At 68.8% G+C, this 18443-nt stretch carries 19 protein-coding genes; 9 read left to right on the top strand and 10 right to left on the bottom strand.

All coding sequences use genetic code 11. The annotated features are described in order from the left end of the window. Positions 1–2 precede the first annotated feature (2 nt). From gnd to dnaA, 3 genes are all read right to left on the bottom strand, one after another. Positions 3–917 (bottom strand): phosphogluconate dehydrogenase (NAD(+)-dependent, decarboxylating), encoded by a 915-nt coding sequence (gene gnd / locus ACFWV3_RS27245; protein WP_330850037.1) that lies wholly within the window; start codon positions 915–917, stop codon positions 3–5. 38 nt (positions 918–955) lie between these two features. Further along, positions 956–2080 carry a DNA polymerase III subunit beta gene (dnaN, locus tag ACFWV3_RS27240; protein ID WP_382414991.1) on the bottom strand — a complete coding sequence of 375 codons (1125 nt, stop codon included), beginning with the start codon at positions 2078–2080 and terminating at the stop codon, positions 956–958. A gap of 692 nt (positions 2081–2772) precedes the next feature. Next, positions 2773–4395 carry a chromosomal replication initiator protein DnaA gene (gene dnaA, locus ACFWV3_RS27235; RefSeq protein WP_382414989.1) on the bottom strand — a complete coding sequence of 541 codons (1623 nt, stop codon included), beginning with the start codon at positions 4393–4395 and terminating at the stop codon, positions 2773–2775. A 349-nt stretch (positions 4396–4744) separates the two neighbouring features. Here dnaA and rpmH point away from each other — a divergent pair, with 349 nt between their 5' ends. From rpmH to ACFWV3_RS27195, 8 genes are all read left to right on the top strand, one after another. Further along, positions 4745–4888, top strand: coding sequence for a 50S ribosomal protein L34 (gene rpmH / locus ACFWV3_RS27230; RefSeq protein WP_030465619.1), 144 nt, complete (start codon positions 4745–4747; stop codon positions 4886–4888). A gap of 26 nt (positions 4889–4914) precedes the next feature. After that, the gene (gene rnpA / locus ACFWV3_RS27225; RefSeq protein WP_382414987.1) at positions 4915–5271 is read left to right on the top strand and encodes a ribonuclease P protein component; all 357 of its coding nucleotides are present in this window, start codon (positions 4915–4917) and stop codon (positions 5269–5271) included. Further along, positions 5268–5525, top strand: a complete 258-nt coding sequence (gene yidD, locus ACFWV3_RS27220) for a membrane protein insertion efficiency factor YidD (RefSeq protein WP_325523323.1) — start codon at positions 5268–5270, stop codon at positions 5523–5525. The genes rnpA and yidD overlap by 4 nt, the downstream gene beginning before the upstream one ends. Before the next feature lie 3 nt (positions 5526–5528). After that, positions 5529–6572: a membrane protein insertase YidC gene (gene yidC, locus ACFWV3_RS27215; RefSeq protein WP_382414985.1), complete on the top strand. Its 1044-nt coding sequence runs from the start codon at positions 5529–5531 to the stop codon at positions 6570–6572. Positions 6573–6602: 30 nt separating this feature from the next. Beyond that, the gene (locus ACFWV3_RS27210) at positions 6603–7166 is read left to right on the top strand and encodes a protein jag (RefSeq protein WP_382414983.1); all 564 of its coding nucleotides are present in this window, start codon (positions 6603–6605) and stop codon (positions 7164–7166) included. A 1074-nt stretch (positions 7167–8240) separates the two neighbouring features. Continuing rightward, complete coding sequence (gene rsmG / locus ACFWV3_RS27205; protein ID WP_382414981.1) at positions 8241–8888, top strand: 16S rRNA (guanine(527)-N(7))-methyltransferase RsmG; 648 nt, start codon at positions 8241–8243, stop codon at positions 8886–8888. Between the two features lie 95 nt (positions 8889–8983). After that, positions 8984–9859, top strand: a complete 876-nt coding sequence (locus ACFWV3_RS27200) for a ParA family protein (protein ID WP_382415071.1) — start codon at positions 8984–8986, stop codon at positions 9857–9859. Then, complete coding sequence (locus tag ACFWV3_RS27195; RefSeq protein ID WP_382414979.1) at positions 9856–10824, top strand: ParB/RepB/Spo0J family partition protein; 969 nt, start codon at positions 9856–9858, stop codon at positions 10822–10824. The genes ACFWV3_RS27200 and ACFWV3_RS27195 overlap by 4 nt, the downstream gene beginning before the upstream one ends. Before the next feature lie 89 nt (positions 10825–10913). Here ACFWV3_RS27195 and ACFWV3_RS27190 read toward each other — a convergent pair whose 3' ends face one another. Both ACFWV3_RS27190 and ACFWV3_RS27185 read right to left on the bottom strand, forming a co-directional pair. Beyond that, on the bottom strand, positions 10914–11858 hold the full coding sequence (locus ACFWV3_RS27190; RefSeq protein ID WP_382414977.1) for a D-alanine--D-alanine ligase: 945 nt from the start codon (positions 11856–11858) through the stop codon (positions 10914–10916). Positions 11859–11874: 16 nt separating this feature from the next. After that, positions 11875–13191 (bottom strand): PLP-dependent aminotransferase family protein, encoded by a 1317-nt coding sequence (locus ACFWV3_RS27185; RefSeq protein WP_382414975.1) that lies wholly within the window; start codon positions 13189–13191, stop codon positions 11875–11877. Between the two features lie 134 nt (positions 13192–13325). Between ACFWV3_RS27185 and ACFWV3_RS27180 the strand changes: the two genes are divergently transcribed. Continuing rightward, complete coding sequence (locus ACFWV3_RS27180) at positions 13326–13958, top strand: GNAT family N-acetyltransferase (RefSeq protein ID WP_156213264.1); 633 nt, start codon at positions 13326–13328, stop codon at positions 13956–13958. Between the two features lie 51 nt (positions 13959–14009). Here ACFWV3_RS27180 and ACFWV3_RS27175 read toward each other — a convergent pair whose 3' ends face one another. From ACFWV3_RS27175 to sigM, 5 genes are all read right to left on the bottom strand, one after another. Continuing rightward, on the bottom strand, positions 14010–15149 hold the full coding sequence (locus ACFWV3_RS27175; RefSeq protein WP_382414972.1) for an N-acetylmuramoyl-L-alanine amidase: 1140 nt from the start codon (positions 15147–15149) through the stop codon (positions 14010–14012). A gap of 219 nt (positions 15150–15368) precedes the next feature. Further along, positions 15369–15698 carry a thioredoxin gene (gene trxA / locus ACFWV3_RS27170; protein ID WP_382414970.1) on the bottom strand — a complete coding sequence of 110 codons (330 nt, stop codon included), beginning with the start codon at positions 15696–15698 and terminating at the stop codon, positions 15369–15371. A gap of 31 nt (positions 15699–15729) precedes the next feature. Further along, positions 15730–16704 carry a thioredoxin-disulfide reductase gene (trxB, locus tag ACFWV3_RS27165; RefSeq protein WP_382415068.1) on the bottom strand — a complete coding sequence of 325 codons (975 nt, stop codon included), beginning with the start codon at positions 16702–16704 and terminating at the stop codon, positions 15730–15732. Positions 16705–16787: 83 nt separating this feature from the next. After that, positions 16788–17531 carry a hypothetical protein gene (locus tag ACFWV3_RS27160; RefSeq protein ID WP_382414968.1) on the bottom strand — a complete coding sequence of 248 codons (744 nt, stop codon included), beginning with the start codon at positions 17529–17531 and terminating at the stop codon, positions 16788–16790. Beyond that, the gene (sigM, locus tag ACFWV3_RS27155; RefSeq protein ID WP_065915504.1) at positions 17528–18145 is read right to left on the bottom strand and encodes an RNA polymerase sigma factor SigM; all 618 of its coding nucleotides are present in this window, start codon (positions 18143–18145) and stop codon (positions 17528–17530) included. Before sigM ends, ACFWV3_RS27160 begins: the two co-directional genes overlap by 4 nt. Positions 18146–18443 lie beyond the last annotated feature (298 nt).

The following is an 18443-nucleotide window of genomic DNA, read 5'->3' as shown; positions in this document are numbered from 1 at the left end:
GACTAGCCCTGGGTGCTGCCGGAACCGGACGACGGACCGGCGAGGTGCACGGAGTGACCACCGAACTGGTTGCGCAGCGCGGCGACGGCGCGCATCGCGGGCGAGTCCTCCTGGCGCGAGGTGAACCGGGCGAACAGCGCGGCGGAGATCACCGGGAGCGGCACCGCGTTGTTGATGCCCTCCTCGACGGTCCACCGGCCCTCGCCGGAGTCCTCGACGTACCCGCGGAGGTCGTCGAGCTCCGGGTCCGACTCGAGCGCGCGCACCAGCAGGTCGAGAAGCCACGACCGCACAACGGTTCCGCGCTGCCAGGCCGAGATCACCGCGGGCACGTTGTCCACGACGTCGGTCTTGTCGAGCAGCTCGAAGCCCTCGGCGTACGCCTGCATCAGGCCGTACTCGATGCCGTTGTGCACCATCTTCGAGTAGTGGCCGGCGCCGACCTTGCCCGCGTGCGCGAAGCCTTCCTCGCGCGGACCCTCCGGACGCAGCGCGTCGAAGACCGGCATCGCCTGCTCGACGTGCTCCGCGGTGCCGCCGACCATCAGCGCGTAGCCGTTGTCGAGGCCCCACACGCCACCGGACACACCGGCGTCGACGTAGCCGATCTCCTTCTCCGCCAACAGGTCCGCGTGGATCCGGTCGTCGGTGAACTTGGAGTTGCCGCCGTCGATCACGAGGTCGCCCGGCGACAGCAGCTCGGACAGCTCCTTCACCGTGTTCCTGGTGATGTCGCCCGCGGGCACCATCACCCACACCACGCGCGGCGCTTCGAGCTTGGACACCATGTCCGCCAACGACTCCGAGTCGCTGACCTCCGGGTTGCGGTCGTAGCCGATCACCTCGTGACCGGCACGCCGCACCCGCTCGCGCATGTTGAAACCCATCTTGCCGAGGCCGACGAGTCCGAGCTGCACGGTGTTCTCTCCCAACGTTTCTGTTACCCGGTAAGGGTTTAGCCGGGCAGGCGCACGGGCATCAGGAGGTACAGGTAGCCCGGCGCCACGTTGCCATCCTCGTCCACCGGCTTGAGCAGCGCCGGTCGGCTGGGTGTGGTGAAGGACAAGTGGACGCGGGGCGTGCGCACCGCACCGAGACCGTCGAGGAGATACCCGGGGTTGAACGCGATCGTGACCGCGTCGCCGGTGTACTCGACGGGGAGCTCTTCCTCCGCCGAGCCCTCGTCGTCGCCACCGGCGGACAGGCGCAGGCCGCCGTCGACGAACTCGAGCCGGACCTGGGTGCCGCGCTCGGCGACGAGTGAGACGCGCTTGATCGCCTGGACGAGCGTGTCGACCTCGATGATCGCCGCGGCCGAGTGCTCGCTCGGCAGGAGCTGGCGGTACTTCGGGAAGTCCGCGTCGAGCAGGCGGGTCGTCGTGCGCTTGCCGGAGCCGGACAGGCCGAGCAGCCCGTCGTTGGCGGCGAGCGACATCTCGACCTTGCTGCCGCCGGAGCCGAGGGTCTTCGCCGCGTCGCCGAGGGTGCGGGCGGGGACGAGGACCGCGACGTCGCCGAGCGTCGCGTCCGGCTCCCACGGGAACTCGCGCATCGCCAGGCGGAAGCGGTCGGTGGCGACCAGGGTCAGCTTGCCCTCGCCGATCTCGACGCGGACACCGGTGAGCATCGGGAGCGTGTCGTCCTTGCCGGCCGCGACGGCGACCTGGCCGACCGCTTCGCCGAAGACGTCCCCCGGGAGCTCGCCGATCAACTGCGGCATCGACGGCAGGGCCGGGTAGTCCTCGACCGGCATCGTCGGGAGGCTGAACCTGGCGCTGCCGCAGCTGATCATCATGCGAGAGCCGTCGACCGCGATCTCGACGGGGTGGTTCGGCAGCGCCTTGGTGATGTCGGCGAGCAACCGGCCGGAGACGAGGGCGCGGCCGCCGTCGGCGATCGTCGCCGGGACACCGACCTGGGCGGAGACCTCGTAGTCGAACCCGGAGACCGTCAGCGAGTCGTCGGACTCCGCGTCGAGCAGCACGCCGCCCAGCACGGGAACCGGCGGTCGGGACGGCAGGCTGCGGGCGACCCAGGCGACTGCGTCGGCCAGGCCGTCGCGTTCGACGCGGATCTTCATGAGGCGTCCTTTCCTCGGCAGTCGGCAAGCCCCACCACGACAACGTGCCAGTGGGGGTTCGGGGAGCCTCGACCCTCGGCTGACCGAGGTGCGGAGCAACCACGTTAGAGCGTCCTGGCCCTTCCCGTCACTTCGGGGTTCGGGCACCGATCCCCGGGAACCATCCCCCGCTGTTTTGCTTTTGAGTTCTTCATTGGAAGAGATCAACAGCAGTAACAGTAGGGGTTGTGGATAGTGGGGACAGGCGTTAAACCTGCTGGTCAAGGTGTCACCCACCATGTGGACCGAACGGGGATGGCACCCGGGGACAGATCGGCGCACCCGGGGACAGCCAGTTGTGCACACCTCGCGATCCACAGATCGTCCACAGTTGTCCCCGGGTGCGTCCCCGGGTGCGGGGCAGTTGTACCCGGGTGTTCAACAGGCTTCTGTGGCCAGATCGTGGCCGGGGCCACAAACTTTTCCAGTTGTCCCCACCCCTTCGAGTGCCGGGGGGTAACAGAAACCTCTGGCGAGCGGCCGGAACCCGTTGATCCCACCCGGGTTCGAGCGCGCGCGTACGTGCCGTGTGCTGGTCGTACGTCGGTGCGTCCCGATAGGCGGCCGTCGGGGTACGGAACGCGGTCCCGTTGCGGGCGAACGAAAAAGGGGCCCTCCGTGTCGGAGGACCCCTTCGCGGTACCCGGGTGGGATCAGGGAGCGTGGCGGGCGCGCTGCTTGATCCGCGACGTCAGTTCCTGCACCTGGTCGTAGATCCGCCGGCGCTCGGCCATCTCCTTGCGGATCTTCTTGTCCGCGTGCATGACCGTCGTGTGGTCGCGGCCGCCGAACGTCTGGCCGATCTTCGGCAGCGACAGGTCCGTCAGCTCGCGGCACAGGTACATGGAGATCTGCCGCGCCTGCGCCAGCGCCTTCGTCTTACCCGGGCCGCACAGGTCGTCGATCGAGACTCCGAAGAACTCGGCGGTGACCGCCATGATCGTCGGCGCGGTGATCTCCGGCGCGTGCGAGTCGGGGATGAGGTCGCGCAGCACGATCTCGGCGAGCTGGATGTCGACCGGCTGGCGGTTGAGCGACGCGAACGCCGTGACGCGGATGAGCGCGCCCTCGAGCTCGCGGATGTTCCGCTCGATCCGGGAGGCGATGAACTCCAGCACGTCGGCCGGGGCCGCGAGCCGGTCCTGGGCCGCCTTCTTGCGCAGGATCGCGATCCGCGTCTCCAGCTCGGGCGGCTGGATGTCCGTGATCAGACCCCACTCGAACCGCGTGCGCAGGCGGTCCTCCAGCGTCTCCAGCCGCTTGGGCGGCCGGTCGCTCGACACCACGATCTGCTTGTTCGTGTTGTGGAGCGTGTTGAACGTGTGGAAGAACTCCTCCTGCGTACCTTCCTTGCCCTCCAGGAACTGGATGTCGTCCACGAGGAGGACGTCGATGTCCCGGTAGCGGCGCTGGAAGGCGACCTTGCGGTCGTCGCGCAGCGAGTTGATGAAGTCGTTGGTGAACTCCTCGGTCGACACGTACCGCACGCGCATGCCGGGGAACAGGCGCTGGGCGTAGTGCCCGACGGCGTGCAGCAGGTGCGTCTTGCCGAGGCCGCTCTCACCCCAGATGAAGAGCGGGTTGTACGCCCTGGCGGGAGCCTCGGCGACGGCGACGGCCGCGGCGTGCGCGAACCGGTTCGAGGCGCCGATGACGAACGTGTCGAAGTTGTACTTCTCGTTCAGCCGGGTCTGCGACGGCGAGGGGTTCGCCGGTCGCGTGTACGGGAGGTTCGTGTTCGGCGTGGCGACCGCGGCGGTGTTCGCCGAGTTGAAGGTCGGCCAGATCTCGGTGACGGCGGCGAGCGCGTCGCCGGCTTCGTCCACCTCTTCTTCTCCCCCGTCAGCGCCGACGCCCTCGTCCGCGAGGACGGGCGTGTCGCCGTTGGGGACGCCCGCCACGACGGGTGCCGTGACCGGCTGCGCCGCCTGGGCGGCCTGAGCTGCTTGAACGGCCTGGATCGCCTGCACCGAGATGGGCGTGGTCGGCGGGCTCACGACGGGACTCACCGGTTCCGGCGAGTCGACCTTCACCGCGAGGGACACCGACCGGCCGAGCCGGCGGGACAGCGCGTCGGTGATCGGGTCGCGCAACGCACGTTCGATCGCCTCTTTGGCGAAGTCGCTGGGGGCCGCGAGCAGGGCCGTTCCGTCCAGCAGACCGATGGGACGGGTGACCCTCATCCACGCGCGTTGCTGAGGGGACAGGTGGCTCGTCGCCAGTTCCTGCACCACCTCGGCCCACACGAGACCAAGGTCGACCTGCTGGTTCGACACCTCCGCGCTCCCCTCCCCTCCGCCGGAGCCCACGACTCCACTTGTGGACACGGAGAATAGAGGTATCCACAGAGTTATCCACAACTGTGCACTAAAAGGTGCGTTGTGTTGCCGGTCCGATGGCGGCTCCCACGCCAACCCGGCCACGCGCGAAGGACGAACGGTAACAAGGCGCGGCACGCCTCACAAGACGTGGCATCGGCCACCCCGATTTGGTCGCCGCACCCGGGCATGCGTACCCTCGTAGTGTCTCCCGCTTGCGACGGGCGCCTTTCGCGCGCCTACGTCCACTGCCATCGGGGGCAACCACAGAGGCTTTGTCAGCAGTGAAGCACCGGGAGAACCGACCGTGAGCAAGGGTAAGCGCACCTTCCAGCCCAACAACCGCCGCCGCGCGAAGACGCACGGCTTCCGGCTGCGCATGCGGACCCGCGCCGGCCGCGCCATTCTGGCCGCGCGCCGCAGCAAGGGCCGTGCCACTCTGTCCGCCTGACAGCGGCTGGTAAGCGCAGCGTCGTCGTGCTCCCACCGGCCGCCCGGCTCACCCGCAGCCAGGACTTCGGCCTGGTGGTCCGCCGAGGCCGCCGCGCCGGACGACCCCGGTTGGTCGTCCACGTCTTGAAGCCCGACGTGCCCACCTTGGATTCGTCCAAGGTGGGCTTCGTCGTGAGCAAGGCAGTTGGCAACTCGGTGGTGCGCCACCGCGTGTACCGCCGTCTCCGCCACGTCGTGCGCCCGCGCTTGGAAGACATGCCGCCGGGAACTCTCGTCGTGGTCAGGGCGTTGGCACCAGCAGCCGACGCGTCGAGCTCGGAGCTCGCCGCGGACTTCTCGTCCGCGTTGCGCACACTTCTGACTGGCAAGGTGCCGCGATGACCACGTTGCCCGCGAAGGTCGCGCTGCTTCCGGTGCACTTCTACCGGAAGTTCGTCTCACCGCTGCTGCCGCCGACCTGCCGCTTCTACCCGAGCTGCAGCGCGTACGCGGTGGAGGCGCTGACCGTCCACGGTGCGCTGCGAGGAACCTGGCTGACGATCCGCCGGTTGCTGCGCTGCGGACCCTGGCACCCTGGAGGCCTGGACCCCGTTCCGCCGAGGCGGCAGGTCCCCGACGTATCCACCGAGGAGTAGTCCGTGCTCAACTTCATCTACTACCCGGTGTCCTTCATCTTGTGGTGTTGGCACTGGGTGTTCGGCAAGGTCTTCGGTGAAGCGAGCGGGTTCGCCTGGGCGCTGTCCGTGATCTTCCTGGTCTTCACCCTCCGCGCCATCCTCTTCAAGCCGTTCGTCGGCCAGGTGCGCTCCATGCGGCGAATGCAGGAGTTCGCCCCGGAGATGCAGAAGATCAAGAAGAAGTACCCGAACGACCGCCAGCGCCAGGCGCAGGAGATGCAGAAGCTCCAGTCCGAGCACGGCGTGAACCCGCTCGGCGGCTGCCTGCCGATGCTGGTGCAGATCCCGGTGTTCATCGGTCTGTTCCACGTGCTGCGCTCGTTCAAGCCCGGCTGGGGCGAGGTCTACTTCTTCGACGCGAAGGGCGTCGAGTCGTTCGTCAACGCGAAGCTCTTCGGCGCGAACCTCTCGACGTTCATCACGATGCCGGCCGACCAGCTCGCGCAGTTCGGCACCGAACGCCTGAACGTCATCCTCGTGTCCGTGCCGCTGATGATCGTGGCGTCCATCGCGACCCACTTCACGGCCCGCCACTCGGTCGCCCGTCAGAACGCGTCGGCGCTGGACAACCCGCAGACGGCCATCATGAACAAGCTGACGCTCTACATCTTCCCGCTGGGCGTCCTCGCGGGTGGCTTCTTCTTCCCCGTCGCGATCCTCATGTACTGGCTGTCCAACAACGCCTGGACGCTCGGCCAGCAGCACTTCGTGTACAAGCGCATCGACGCCGAGGAAGAGCAGAAGAAGGCGACGGCCGTCGAGACACGTCAGGCTCTCGCCCCCAAGCCGGGCGTGAAGCCGACCAACCCGAAGAAGCCCGCACCGGGCGCCAAGCCGGCCAACGGCGTCAAGCGCCAGCCGACCGCGGGCCCCGGCGGCTCGGGTTCGAGCGCGACGCCGGCCTCCGGTTCGACCGCCGCCAACGGCTCGTCGAACACCGAGATTCCCGGCCTGACCCCAGGCCGATCCACCAGCAAGAAGCCGGGCAGCAAGAAGCGCCGCTGATTTCGGGCGTTGCCCCGGAGAGGAGACATCGTGTCGGAGACCTTGCAGGCGACCGACGACGTGGAGGCGTCGACGCCGGCTGAAGAAGCCGGGACCGAAGAGGCCGAGCCGCAGTCGCAGAGCAAGACCGAGGACCTGCTCGTCCAGGAAGGCGACATCGCGGGCGACTACCTCGAGCGCCTGCTGGACCTGCTCGACTACGACGGCGACATCGACCTCGACGTCGAAGGCGGCCGCGCGGTCGTCAGCATCGACGGCGGCGAGGACCTGGCCAAGCTGGTGGGCCCCCGAGGCAACGTCCTCGAGTCACTGCAGGAACTCACCCGCCTGGCCGTGCAGCAGGAGACGGGCGTCCGCTCCCGCCTGATGCTGGACATCGCCCAGTGGCGAGCAGGCCGCAGGGCAGAACTGGCCGAGCTCGGCCGCACCACGGCGGAGAAGGTGGCCGCCTCCGGCGAGCGCTCCCGCCTGCACCCGATGACCCCGTTCGAGCGCAAGGTCGTCCACGACGCCGTCGCGGCAGTCGCCGGCGTCCACAGCGAAAGCGAAGGCGAAGAGCCGCAGCGCCGGGTCATCATCTTCCCGAAGCCGTAACCGCACTCCCCCGCTCCACCGCGAACGGCCCCTGGTTCCCCGGAACCAGGGGCCGTTCGCATTCCCGGATCCGCGCGGCTGAGGGACGCGGGCAAACCGAGTCGGGCGCGAAGGAACGCGAGCACGGGATGAGACCACGGGGATGCGGCGGAGGTGGACGAGCGGAAGCGCAGGGGCGGAGGCGGGCGAGCGGGGGTCAGGCGCGGAGGGGTAAGGCGCGGATGTGGACGAGCGGAGGCGCAGGCACGGACGTGGAGGTGTGGATGTGGACGGGCGGATGTGGACGGGCGGAGGTCGAGGGGCGGAGGTCGAGGGGCGAATAGAAAGACGCGGATGGACCGGCGGGGACACGGCGTATCGCGAACCTCGGACACATGCGCGATGAGCCAAGCCCGCGATTCGGCTCCCCTGTCGGGACCCGCTCTCCTCTCACGGGACGAGCGCTAGCAAGCGATGCCGAAGGCGAGCAGTAACAACTCCCCACGCACTCCCACAACCGCGATGCCGAAGGCGAGCCGTGCAGACCTTGCGCCGATGGGTAGCGGTGCACCCACTCGTGGTTAGGCGATTGGGGCTTGACTTTGGGTGCGAGGTGCTACCCCTTTCGGGATCGGCCGGTTGCGAAGCATCCGGCCTTTTCCGGCCGACTGAGCGCCTCGCAAGGGCCTCGAAGTCAAGCCCCAATCGCAATCGTCGCGCAGCGGCGATGAACCCCGCCGCGTCGTCCGAGGTGCACGCCCACGCTGGAACAGACACGGGACCACCAAAGGCGACCACGCCGGAACAGCCACTGGTCTCAACAGAACCCAACCGCGTTAAACCCCAGAACCCACTGTTCCACGTGAAACCCCCAACGACTCCCCCACCAAACCGCCCCAAGCCACGACCACAACACCACGCCAACCCAGAACCAACCCAACTTTCCCCAAGTTTCACGTGAAACAACGCTCAGGATTTGGCGCACCACACGGTCGATCCGTCATGATGGTCCCCTGGCATTCGCCAGCTTTTCCACCCGGCCGCCGGACAGCCGCCGCCGTGTGGTTTCACGTGAAACGCTCGCGGACGGAGAACATGGCCGGGGAGTTGCCCGACAACGCGAAGCTCGTATTCGGTGAGCACGTCGACCGTGCCGCCGAGTTCGTCAGGCTCCTGGAGGAGCACGGCGTCGAGCGTGGACTCATCGGTCCTCGCGAGGTCGACAAGATTTGGGATCGCCACGTGCTCAACTCGGCGGTCATCGAGGAGTTGTTCCAGCCGAACGAGCGGGTCGTCGACGTCGGCTCGGGTGCGGGGCTGCCGGGCGTGCCGCTTGCCATCGCGCGGCCCGACCTCCGGATCACGCTCCTGGAGCCGATGGCGCGCCGCATCGCGTGGCTCGAGGAAGTGAAGGAACGGCTTGAGCTCGACAACGTCACGGTGCTCCGCGGCCGGGCGGAAGAGGGGCCGATCCGCAAGCAGCTGCTGAACTGCGACGCGGTGACGGCGCGGGCGGTGGCTCCGTTGGAGAAGCTGACGAAGTGGTGCCTTCCGCTTCTCAAGGGTGGCGGGCGGATGGTGGCGCTCAAGGGCGAGCGCGCGCAGGAAGAGCTCGATCGCGACGGCGACGCGGTGCTGAAGGCCGGGGGCGGCAACGCTCAGGTCGTCGTCGTGGGGGCTGACGTACTTGAAGTGCCTACGACGGTGCTCATCGTCGAGCGCCAGACACGGAGGGATCGGTGAGCGTGTACCCGGAGTTCCAGTCCGCCGACGTTTCACGTGAAACCGCGCCTCCTCAACCCCAAGCCAAGCCGACCAACAACGGAGATGACAGCGCCGTGGTGTGGACCCCGATTGCAGAAGAGGCGGCTCGTGCGGCTAGCGTGCTGCACCCCGACGAGTCACTGCTCCCCCGCCCGACACATCGCCGGGTGATCACCGTCGCCAACCAGAAGGGTGGCGTCGGCAAGACGACGAGCACGGTGAACCTCGCCGCGGCGCTCGCGATCCACGGGCTCAAGGTGCTCGTGATCGACCTCGACCCGCAGGGCAACGCCAGCACGGCGCTCGCGGTCGAACACCGCAGCGGCACGCCGTCCGTCTACGAGGTGCTCATCGGCGAGATCTCCATCGCCGAGGCGGCTCAGGTCAGTCCGACGTCGCCGAACCTCTACTGCGTGCCCGCGACGATCGACCTCGCCGGCGCCGAGATCGAGCTCGTCTCGATGGTGGCCCGCGAGTCGCGGCTGAAGGAGGCGCTCTCCCCCGAGGCGCTCGACCAGCTGCAGCCCGACTACGTCTTCATCGACTGCCCGCCGAGTCTCGGTCTGCTGACCGTCAACGCGATGGTCGCCGCGCAGGAGGTGCTGATCCCGATCCAGTGCGAGTACTACGCGCTGGAGGGACTGAGCCAGCTGCTGCGCAACATCGAGCTGGTGCAGCAGCACCTCAACCCTGACCTCTCGATCTCGACGATCCTCCTCACGATGTACGACGGCCGCACCAAGCTCGCCGACCAGGTGACCAGCGAGGTGCGCGGTCACTTCGGCGACGTCGCGCTCAAGACGGTGATTCCGCGCAGCGTGAAGGTCTCCGAGGCGCCAGGATTCGGGCAGACGGTGTTGACTTACGATCCGGGTTCACGCGGGTCGATGAGCTACCTCGACGCCGCCAAGGAGATCGCACACCGCGGGGCGAACAGGGGAAGCGCATGACGGAACAGCGCAAGGGTGGACTCGGGCGCGGCTTGGCCGCGCTCATTCCGCAGGGTCCACCGGCTGGTGCGCCTGCCATCAGCCGGCCCGCCGCGGTCGGCAACGGTACGGGGACCAAGGCTCCGGCCGCGCCGGTCGGTGAGGTCGCCGGGGCGCACTACCGGGAGATCGCGGTCACCGCGATCAAGACCAACCCGAAGCAGCCGCGCCAGGTGTTCGACCCGGACGCGATCAACGAGCTCTCGTTCTCCATCAAGGAGTTCGGGCTCATGCAGCCGATCGTGGTCCGCGAGCTCGGTGGCGACACCTACGAGCTCGTCATGGGCGAGCGGCGGTGGCGGGCGACGCAGCAGGCCGGGCTCAAGACCATCCCGGCGATCGTGCGGCAGACCGCCGACGACGTGATGCTGCGCGACGCGTTGCTGGAGAACATCCACCGCGTCCAGCTCAACCCGCTCGAAGAGGCGGCGGCCTACCAGCAGCTGCTGGAGGAGTTCGGCGTCACGCACGAGGAGCTCGCCGATCGCATCGGCCGCAGTCGTCCCGTCGTCACGAACACCATCCGGCTGCTGAAGCTCCCCCTCCCCGTCCAGCGACGGGTCGCGGCGGGTGTGCTGAGCGCCGGCCACGCGCGGGCGCTCCTCGGTCTGGACGACGCCGGAACGCAGGAGGACCTCGCCGCACGGATCGTCGCCGAGGGCATGTCGGTCCGCGCGACCGAGGAAGCGGTGACGATCGCCAAGAACGAGAAGCCGAAGAAGGAGAAGCCCGCTCCCCGGAAGCAGATGCACGCACCCGGTCTGCAGGAGCTCGCGGAGCGCCTCTCCGACAACTTCGACACCCGCGTGAAGGTCGAACTCGGGCAGCGGAAGGGCCGGATCGTCGTCGAGTTCGGGTCAGTTGACGATCTTGAGCGCATCGTCGGCATGATCAGCCCGAACACGGCAATTCGGACATCGGAGTAGGCCCATAGGATCACCCACGGGCCTTATGTCACGGTGACGATGACGCCCCGCATCCACCTGGATACGGGGCGTCACCTACGAAAGAAAGATCAACGAGCGACAGCGCGCTCGATCAAACCGGCGTAGATCTCACCCAGCGACTGCCCCGCCGCCTCGACGGCCATCGGCAGGAGCGACGTCTCGGTCAGTCCCGGCGACACGTTCACTTCGAGGAAGTAGACGGTCCCGTCCTCGGCCACCACCGCGTCGGTCCGCGAGACGTCCCGCAGTCCGAGCAACCGGTGCGCCGCGACGGCGAGCTCCCCCACCGCCTTGGCGGCAGCGGCGTCGAGCCGAGCCGGCGCGTGGAAGTCGGTCAGGCCCGCGGTGTACCGAGCGGTGTAGTCGTACACCCCGCTCTCCGGAACGATCTCGACCGCCGGCAGCGCGTACGGACCCTCGGGCCCGTCGACCACCGCAACCGCCACCTCCACGCCGGAGATGAACTGCTCGGCCAGCACGGTGTCGCCGTACGCCAGGCACCCCACCATCGCGGGCGGCAGCTCGGCCGCATCGCGGACGACCTGCGCGCCCAGCGCCGACCCGCCCTGGTCCGGCTTCAGCATCAACGGCAGCCCGAGCGTCGACACCATCGCGTCGAGCACCGGCTTGGCACCCAGCTCCCGGAACGTCGCGTGCGGCAGCACGACCCACTCCGGCGTCGCGAGCCCGGCACGGGCCAGCTCGGCCTTGGCGGTCGGCTTGTCCCACGCCCGGCGGCACGCCCGCGAGTCGGTGCCGACGTACGGCACCCCGAACATCTCGAGGATCGCCTGCACCGACCCGTTCTCGCCCTCACCGCCGTGCAGGGCGACGACGACGGCGTCCGGCCGGTCCGAGCCGAGACGGGCCAGCAGCGACGCGTCCGCGTCCCACTCCTCCACCGTCATGCCCACCGACCGCAGAGCGGCCGACAGCCGGCGACCCGAGCGGATCGAGACCTCACGTTCGTGGGAGAGCCCACCGGACAGCACAGCGACCATGCGGTCAGCCACAGCACAACTCCAAGGATCAGGCGGTGTCAGGCGACGGGGTCTGCGGACCGGACAGCTGACGGCCCGGCGTCGCCCCGAAGGTCGCGGCCAGCTGCATCTCCTCCTCGATGACGTTCGCCAGGCGGCGGACGCCCTCTCGGATGCGCTCCGGGGTCGGGTAGCAGTACGAGATGCGCAGCTGCCGTGACCCGAACCCGTCCGCGTAGAACCCGGTGCCGGACGCGTAGGCCACGCGGGCCGTGACGGCACGGGGAAGCATCGCCTTCGTGTCGATGCCCTCCGGCACCGTCACCCAGACGTAGAAACCGCCGTCGGGAATGTTCCACGTGGAACCTTGCGGCATGTGCTGCTCGAGCGCCGAGATCGCCGCATCACGCCGTTCCCGGTACGCCTCGCGGTAGGTCTTGATCTGGCCCTTCCAGTCCTGGGTCGACAGGTACCGGGACACGACCATCTGGTTCAGCGTCGGCGGGCACAGCGTGGCCGACTCTGCGGCCAGGACCAGCTTCTCGCGCACCGCGTGCGGCGCCAGCACCCAGCCGACCCGCAGACCGGCGGCGAACGTCTTGGAGAACGACCCGAGGTACACGACGTTGTCCGGATCCATCGACCGCAGCGCCGGGTAGGTCTGGCCGTCGAACCCGAGCAGCCCGTACGGGTTGTCCTCCACGACCAGCACGCCGTACGAGCGGCAGATCTCGAGGATCTCGGCCCGCCGGGACACCGCCAGCGTCACGCCGGCCGGGTTGTGGAAGTTCGGGATCGTGTAGAGGAACTTGACCCGCTGCCCGGCGCGCTTGCAGGCTTCCAGGGCCTCGCGGAGCAACGACGGCACCAGACCGTCGGCGTCCATCGCGACGTGCACGACCTGCGCCTGGTAGGCGGTGAACGACCCGAGGGCCCCCACGTACGACGGACCCTCGGCGATCACGACGTCACCGGGGTCGCAGAAGATCCGGGTGACCATGTCGAGGCCCATCTGCGAGCCGACCGTCACGACCACGTCGTCCGGGTGGCCGTTGATGCCCTCCAGCGCCATCACGTCGCAGATCTGCTCGCGCAGCAGCGGGACACCGTGCGCCGAGCCGTACTGCAGCGCCACCAGGCCCTCGGTGGCGACGAGCTGACCGATCTCCGCGGACAGCGAGTCGAGAGGCAGTGCGGCCAGGTGCGGCATGCCGCCGGCCAGCGAGACCACCTCGGGACGGGACGCGACCGCGAAGAGTGCCCGGATCTCGGATGCCGTCATCCCTGCCGTGCGCGCTGCGTAGCGGCGGAGGTGGGGGTCAAGGCTTCTGGGGCCCTGCTTCGCGGGCTGTCCGGGCACAGTCATGTGGGACTCCTGAATAGGAAATGTCCCGAGCGAGTGTAACCGTCGTCCCGTTCAGGGCACGCGCCTTCCCGGTTCCGTCACATTCGCCTACCCTCGTATGAGTTCGCTGTGTGTGTTAACGGGTGGAGGTCGGGGTGTCCCGTCGCGTCGTGGGCGTCACGTTGGACAACCTGGAGCATCTCTCCAAGCACAGCCGGACGTGCGTCTTCTGGGAACTGGCTCCTCACCTGCGCGAACAGGCCGAGGAGTACGGGGACACGGAGTTCGAGAAGGAAGCCTGGGTGTCCAGCGTCCTGCTCGAATGGGGTTCGTGCGGCCGGCTCATCTACTGCGACGGCATCCCTGCCGGTTCGGTGTTCTACGCACCACCGGCGGCCGTTCCGCGCAGCGCTGCCTTCCCCACGTCCCCGGTGAGCCCGGACGCGGTCCTCATGACGTCGCTGGACGTCCTCCCGGAGTTCCGAGGGGGCGGACTCGCCCGCGTGCTCGTGCAGGCCGTGGCGAAGGACCTGACGCGTCGTGGCGTGAAGGCCATCGAGGCGTTCGGCGACATGCGCCCGGACGACGAAGAGCCCAGTTGCGTCACGCCCGCCGACTTCCTCACGAGCGTCGGCTTCAAGACCGTGCGGCCGCACCCCCGCTGGCCCCGGTTGCGCATGGAGCTCCGCAGCTCCATCACCTGGAAGGAAGACGTGGAGGCCGCCCTGGAGCGCCTGCTCAACAGCGTCACCGTCTCCACCGCGGAACCCAGCTTCCGACCGGTCTAGAGCAACGAAAAAGGCCCCCTCGCCGGCAGCGAGGGGGCCTTTTTCGTCAGATCAGCTCTTCGACATCTCGTAGCGCAGCAGGTCGTTGAACGTGAACGTGCCCGTCGGCTGGTCGTCCTTGCCCAGCAGGTACAGGCGCTTCACGGCCACGAGGATGCCCTCGGCCACGATGTCGCGGAAGCCGGGCGTGGCCAGGCGGGCGCGGTCCTCGGCGTTGGTCAGGTAGCCGACCTCGACGCGGACGGCCGTGCAGCGGGTGAGCCGCAGCAGGTCCCACGTCTTCGGGTGCGAGCCGCAGTTCGACATCGTCGTGCGGGCGGTGACCTCGCGCTGGATGAACCCGGCCAGCGCCTCGCCCACCGTGGAGGACGTGCCGTTGCCCGTGCCGTAGTGGAACGTGGCCACGCCCTGCGCGTTCGGCGACGAGTTGCCGTCGCTGTGCAGCGACAGGATCAGGTCGGCGCCCGCCTCGTTCGCGAACCGGGCGCGCTCCGCCTCGTCCGGGCAGTTGTCCGGCCCGCGGGTGAGCAGCGCCTCCATGCCGGTGGCGGCCATCTTGCCCTCGAGCCTGCGCGCGAGGTCCAGCATCAGGTCGGCCTCGGACAGGCCGCCGACCACGACACCGCGGTCCTGGCCGCCGTGCCCGGGGTCGATGACGATGCGCTTGCCGGACAGGCGCGACCCGGCACCGCGCAGCCGCTCCTGCTCGCGCAGCAGCTGCGGACGGCCACCGCGCACCTTCGGCTGGAGCTGCCGCAACGCGCGCACCGTGTCCGGTCCGCACATGCCGTCGACGATCAGGCCGTAGTCGCGCTGGAAGTTCCGCAGCGCGCCCTCGGTCTGCTGGCCGAACACGCCGTTGGCGCGGCCGGCGTCGTAGCCGAGCTCCAGCAGGCGTTCCTGCAGCATCAGCACGTCGTCGCCGGTCGTCGGCTGCGACATCAGGTACGCGAGCGGCCGGTCCCCCAACCGGAACGTCGCGTCGCGCAGCGAGCGGTAGGTCGCCGGGCCGACGACGCCGTCGATGATCAGCCCCCGCTGCTGCTGGAACGCGCGCACGGCGTGCTCGACCTGCTGGTCGAACACCGGCGGCGCCTGGGGGTCGGCCGGCGGAAGCAGTCCGAGCCTGGTCAGGGTCGACCGGATCTCGGCAACATCACTTCCGACGTCCCCGCGGCGGAGCAGCTGCATGCACCCTCGCTCGACTAGGGCGCCGAACCTGGTCGGCGCGTCAGTTGGGAAGTCCTCATTGTGCCCTGCTGCGCTCAGTGATCGATGCAGGGCTACTCACAGTCGTACCGGGATCACCGCCCCGGCACCAAAACGAACGTGACCCGCTCGTCTTATCGATAGACGGGCGGGTCACGTTGCGCGTTGCAGCGGACTTGTTGTCCGGTGCAAACTTTTTTGTCAGGCCAGGACGTCTTGCAGGTCGTTCAGCAGCGCGGCCTTGGGCTTCGCGCCGACGATCTGCTTCACCGGACGACCGCCCTGGAACAGGATCAGCGTCGGCACGGACATGATCTGGTAGTCGCGGGCGATCGACGGGTTGGCGTCGATGTCGACCTTGGCGATGGTGAGCTTCTCGCCGTGCTCGGCGGCGATCTCCTCCAGCACCGGCGCAACCATCTTGCACGGGCCGCACCAGGTCGCCCAGAAGTCGACCAGCACGGGCTTCTCGCTGGTCAGCACGTCGTCCGCGAACGACTTGTCGGTCACCGTGACGGTGGCGCCTGCCATGTTGCTCTCCTAGAGGTCTCGCAGAAGGACTTCAGTTGCTCTTGCCGTAGCCGCCACCGACGGCTTCGGCGGCGATCTCGGCCTGCTCGGTGCCGTGCTCGGCCAGCCACCGCTCGGCGTCGATCGCGGCGCTGCAGCCGGAACCGGCGGCGGTGATCGCCTGACGGTATTCGTGGTCGACCAGGTCGCCGGCGGCGAACACGCCGTCGAGGTTCGTGTAGGAGGACTTGCCCTTGGTGAGGACGTACCCCTCCGCGTCCAGGTCGACCTGGCCCTTCACCAGCGCCGAGCGCGGGTCGTGGCCGATCGCCAGGAAGAAACCGGTCACGGGCAGCTCGGACTCGGCACCGGTCCGGGTGTCCTTGACCTTGATGGACGACACCGTGCCGTCACCCAGCACGTCGGTGACCTGGGTGTTCAGCTGCCACTTGATCTTCTCGTTGGCGCGGGCGCGCTCGAGCATGACCTTCGAGGCGCGGAACTCCTCGCGGCGGTGGATGACCGTCACGGACTTGGCGAAGCGGGTGAGGAACGTCGCCTCCTCCATCGCCGTGTCGCCGCCGCCGACCACGGCGATGTCGTGGTCGCGGAAGAAGAAGCCGTCGCACGTCGCACAGGCGGACACACCGCGGCCGAGCAGCTCCTGCTCACCGGGGATGTCGAGGTAGCGGGCCGCGGCGCCCATCGCGAGGATGACGGCCTTGGCCTCGTACTCGACGCCGTTCGCGACGACCTTCTTGACCTCGCCGGTCAGCTCGACGGACTCCACGTCCTCGGCGCGCAGCTCGGCGCCGAAGCGCTGGGCCTGCTCACGCATCTGCTCCATGAGCTCCGGGCCCATGATGCCCTCGCGGAAGCCGGGGTAGTTCTCGACCTCGGTCGTCGTCATGAGGGCGCCGCCGTACTGCGAACCCTCGAAGACCAGGGGCTCCAGCTGCGCGCGTGCCGCGTAGACCGCCGCGGTGTAGCCCGCCGGTCCCGATCCAATGATGATCACGTTGCGCACGCTCACTGGCCTGCAACTCCTCGATCTCGTCGTCTGACTGGCTCAACGGATCGTAGGTGCAGCTAATTCCGTGACGTTCGCGACTACCTCGGCTTGATGGTCTCGTCTTCCAGAACGCCCTCGGGCTTGTCGGGACCGCACGTCTTGGGGTCGAGCACGACGAGCCGGTACTGCCCGAGACCCGCCGGCAGGATCGCCATCACGGCGTCCTTGCCCTCGAGGTTGATCGGGCTGATGCCGAGCGGGTTGCCGGAGCTCTTGATGCCGCCGCCCTGCAGGCACCCCGCCAGGCGGTCGGGCGTCTCGAGCGGGCCGTAGTTCTGCGCCTTGAGCACCTCGCCGAACGCGGCGCCGAGTTCCGACTCCTTCACCGACAGCGGTGGCTGGGCCGAGACGTTCGAGTTCGTCGTGGGCGTCTGCTGAGCGGCCGGCGGGGTGTTCGCCTCGTTGCCACCGGGGGCGACGGCGAACACGATGCCGAACGCCGCGGCCGCCGCGACCAGCACGCCACCACCGAGGCCGAGCCTGCGGTTGCGGCGCTTGCGGGCGTCGTCGAGCGAGACGACGGGCGCGACCGGCCTGGCCTCGGCGGCCAGCGCGGCGTCGATCCTGGCGGCCACGTCGTCGGGCATGGGGATCGGGGGCAACGCCTCCAGGTCCGCCAGCGTCGCGTCCAGCGCCCGCAGGATCTCCAGGGCCTCCGCGTCCGCCTCGACCCTCGGGCGCAGCTGTGCGGCGACCTCAGGGGGCAGCACGCCCGCGTGCAGGTCCGCGATGAGGTCGACAGACCACGGCGGACCCATCGGCACGCGCTCCATGCCGGTCATCGACCCTCCCACTGACGTTGCTCTTGCACATTCACACCGTCAGCTGGGACGTTCGCATCTGCGATTCGGTTCCTGAGGTGCCCGAGAACTTTGGCGAGCTTGGCGCGACCTCGCGCACACCGGCTCTTGACCGTGCCCTCCGCGATGCCGAGGAGCTTCGCCGTCTCCGCGACGGAGTACCCCTCGACGTCGACCAGCACGATGGGCGCCCGCTGCTCTTCCGGCAGCTCCATCAACGCCTGCTGCACGATCAGGCTGGTCTCGCGGTCGCTCATCGCGTCACGGGGCGCGACGGGCTCGCCGGGTCCTGCCTCGGGCAACGGCACTGTCGGTCTTGTTTGTCGCCGTCTCATCCGGTCGAGGCACGCGTTCACCACGATCCGGTGAAGCCAGGTGGTGACCTGTGACTCCGCGCGGAACGACGACGCCGCCCGGAAGGCCGAGATGAACGCCTCCTGAAGGGCGTCCGCGGCCTCCTCCGGATCGCGCAGCGTGCGCAACGCCACCGCCCACATCCGATCGCGGTGCCGTTTCACCAGCTCCGAGAACGCGTAGGGGTCACCTGCGGCGTGGGCCGAGATGAGATCGGCGTCCGAGCTGGCTGCGGCGGTCACGGATCGCACTTTAGCGACAGTGATCACACGGGACCTGAACAGGCCTACTCACAGTGTGCGGGTAGTTCTACACGCAAGACGCCCGACTCCCGGCGCCACACGGCAAGACCCCAACTCCCGGTGCCACACGGCAGGACCCCAACTCCCGGTGCCACACGGGGCCAGACGAGGAGTTTGCGAGTTCGTGCCGGTCGTTCGGCCGCTCCCAGGGTCAACCCCCCCCAACACCCCCCCCCCCCGCGCCGGCCCAACAACCCCCCCCACCAACACCCCCCCCCCCCCCCCCCGCCCCCCCACC

This window comes from Lentzea sp. NPDC059081, from assembly GCF_042738015.1.
Classification (GTDB): Bacteria; Actinomycetota; Actinomycetes; order Mycobacteriales; family Pseudonocardiaceae; genus Lentzea.
The sequence above is the reverse complement of the archived record's forward strand: the minus strand, read 5'-3'. Positions and strand labels throughout refer to the sequence as shown.

What these genes read in the sequence shown, in the direction of transcription:
- dnaN (WP_382414991.1), bottom strand. Translation starts at nt 2,080, where the DNA reads ATGAAGATCCGCGTCGAACGCGACGGCCTGGCCGACGCAGTCGCCTGG.
- yidD (WP_325523323.1), top strand. Translation starts at nt 5,268, where the DNA reads ATGACCACGTTGCCCGCGAAGGTCGCGCTGCTTCCGGTGCACTTCTAC.
- rsmG (WP_382414981.1), top strand. Translation starts at nt 8,241, where the DNA reads ATGGCCGGGGAGTTGCCCGACAACGCGAAGCTCGTATTCGGTGAGCAC.
- ACFWV3_RS27195 (WP_382414979.1), top strand. Translation starts at nt 9,856, where the DNA reads ATGACGGAACAGCGCAAGGGTGGACTCGGGCGCGGCTTGGCCGCGCTC.
- ACFWV3_RS27185 (WP_382414975.1), bottom strand. Translation starts at nt 13,191, where the DNA reads ATGACTGTGCCCGGACAGCCCGCGAAGCAGGGCCCCAGAAGCCTTGAC.
- ACFWV3_RS27175 (WP_382414972.1), bottom strand. Translation starts at nt 15,149, where the DNA reads ATGCAGCTGCTCCGCCGCGGGGACGTCGGAAGTGATGTTGCCGAGATC.
- trxA (WP_382414970.1), bottom strand. Translation starts at nt 15,698, where the DNA reads ATGGCAGGCGCCACCGTCACGGTGACCGACAAGTCGTTCGCGGACGAC.
- ACFWV3_RS27160 (WP_382414968.1), bottom strand. Translation starts at nt 17,531, where the DNA reads ATGACCGGCATGGAGCGCGTGCCGATGGGTCCGCCGTGGTCTGTCGAC.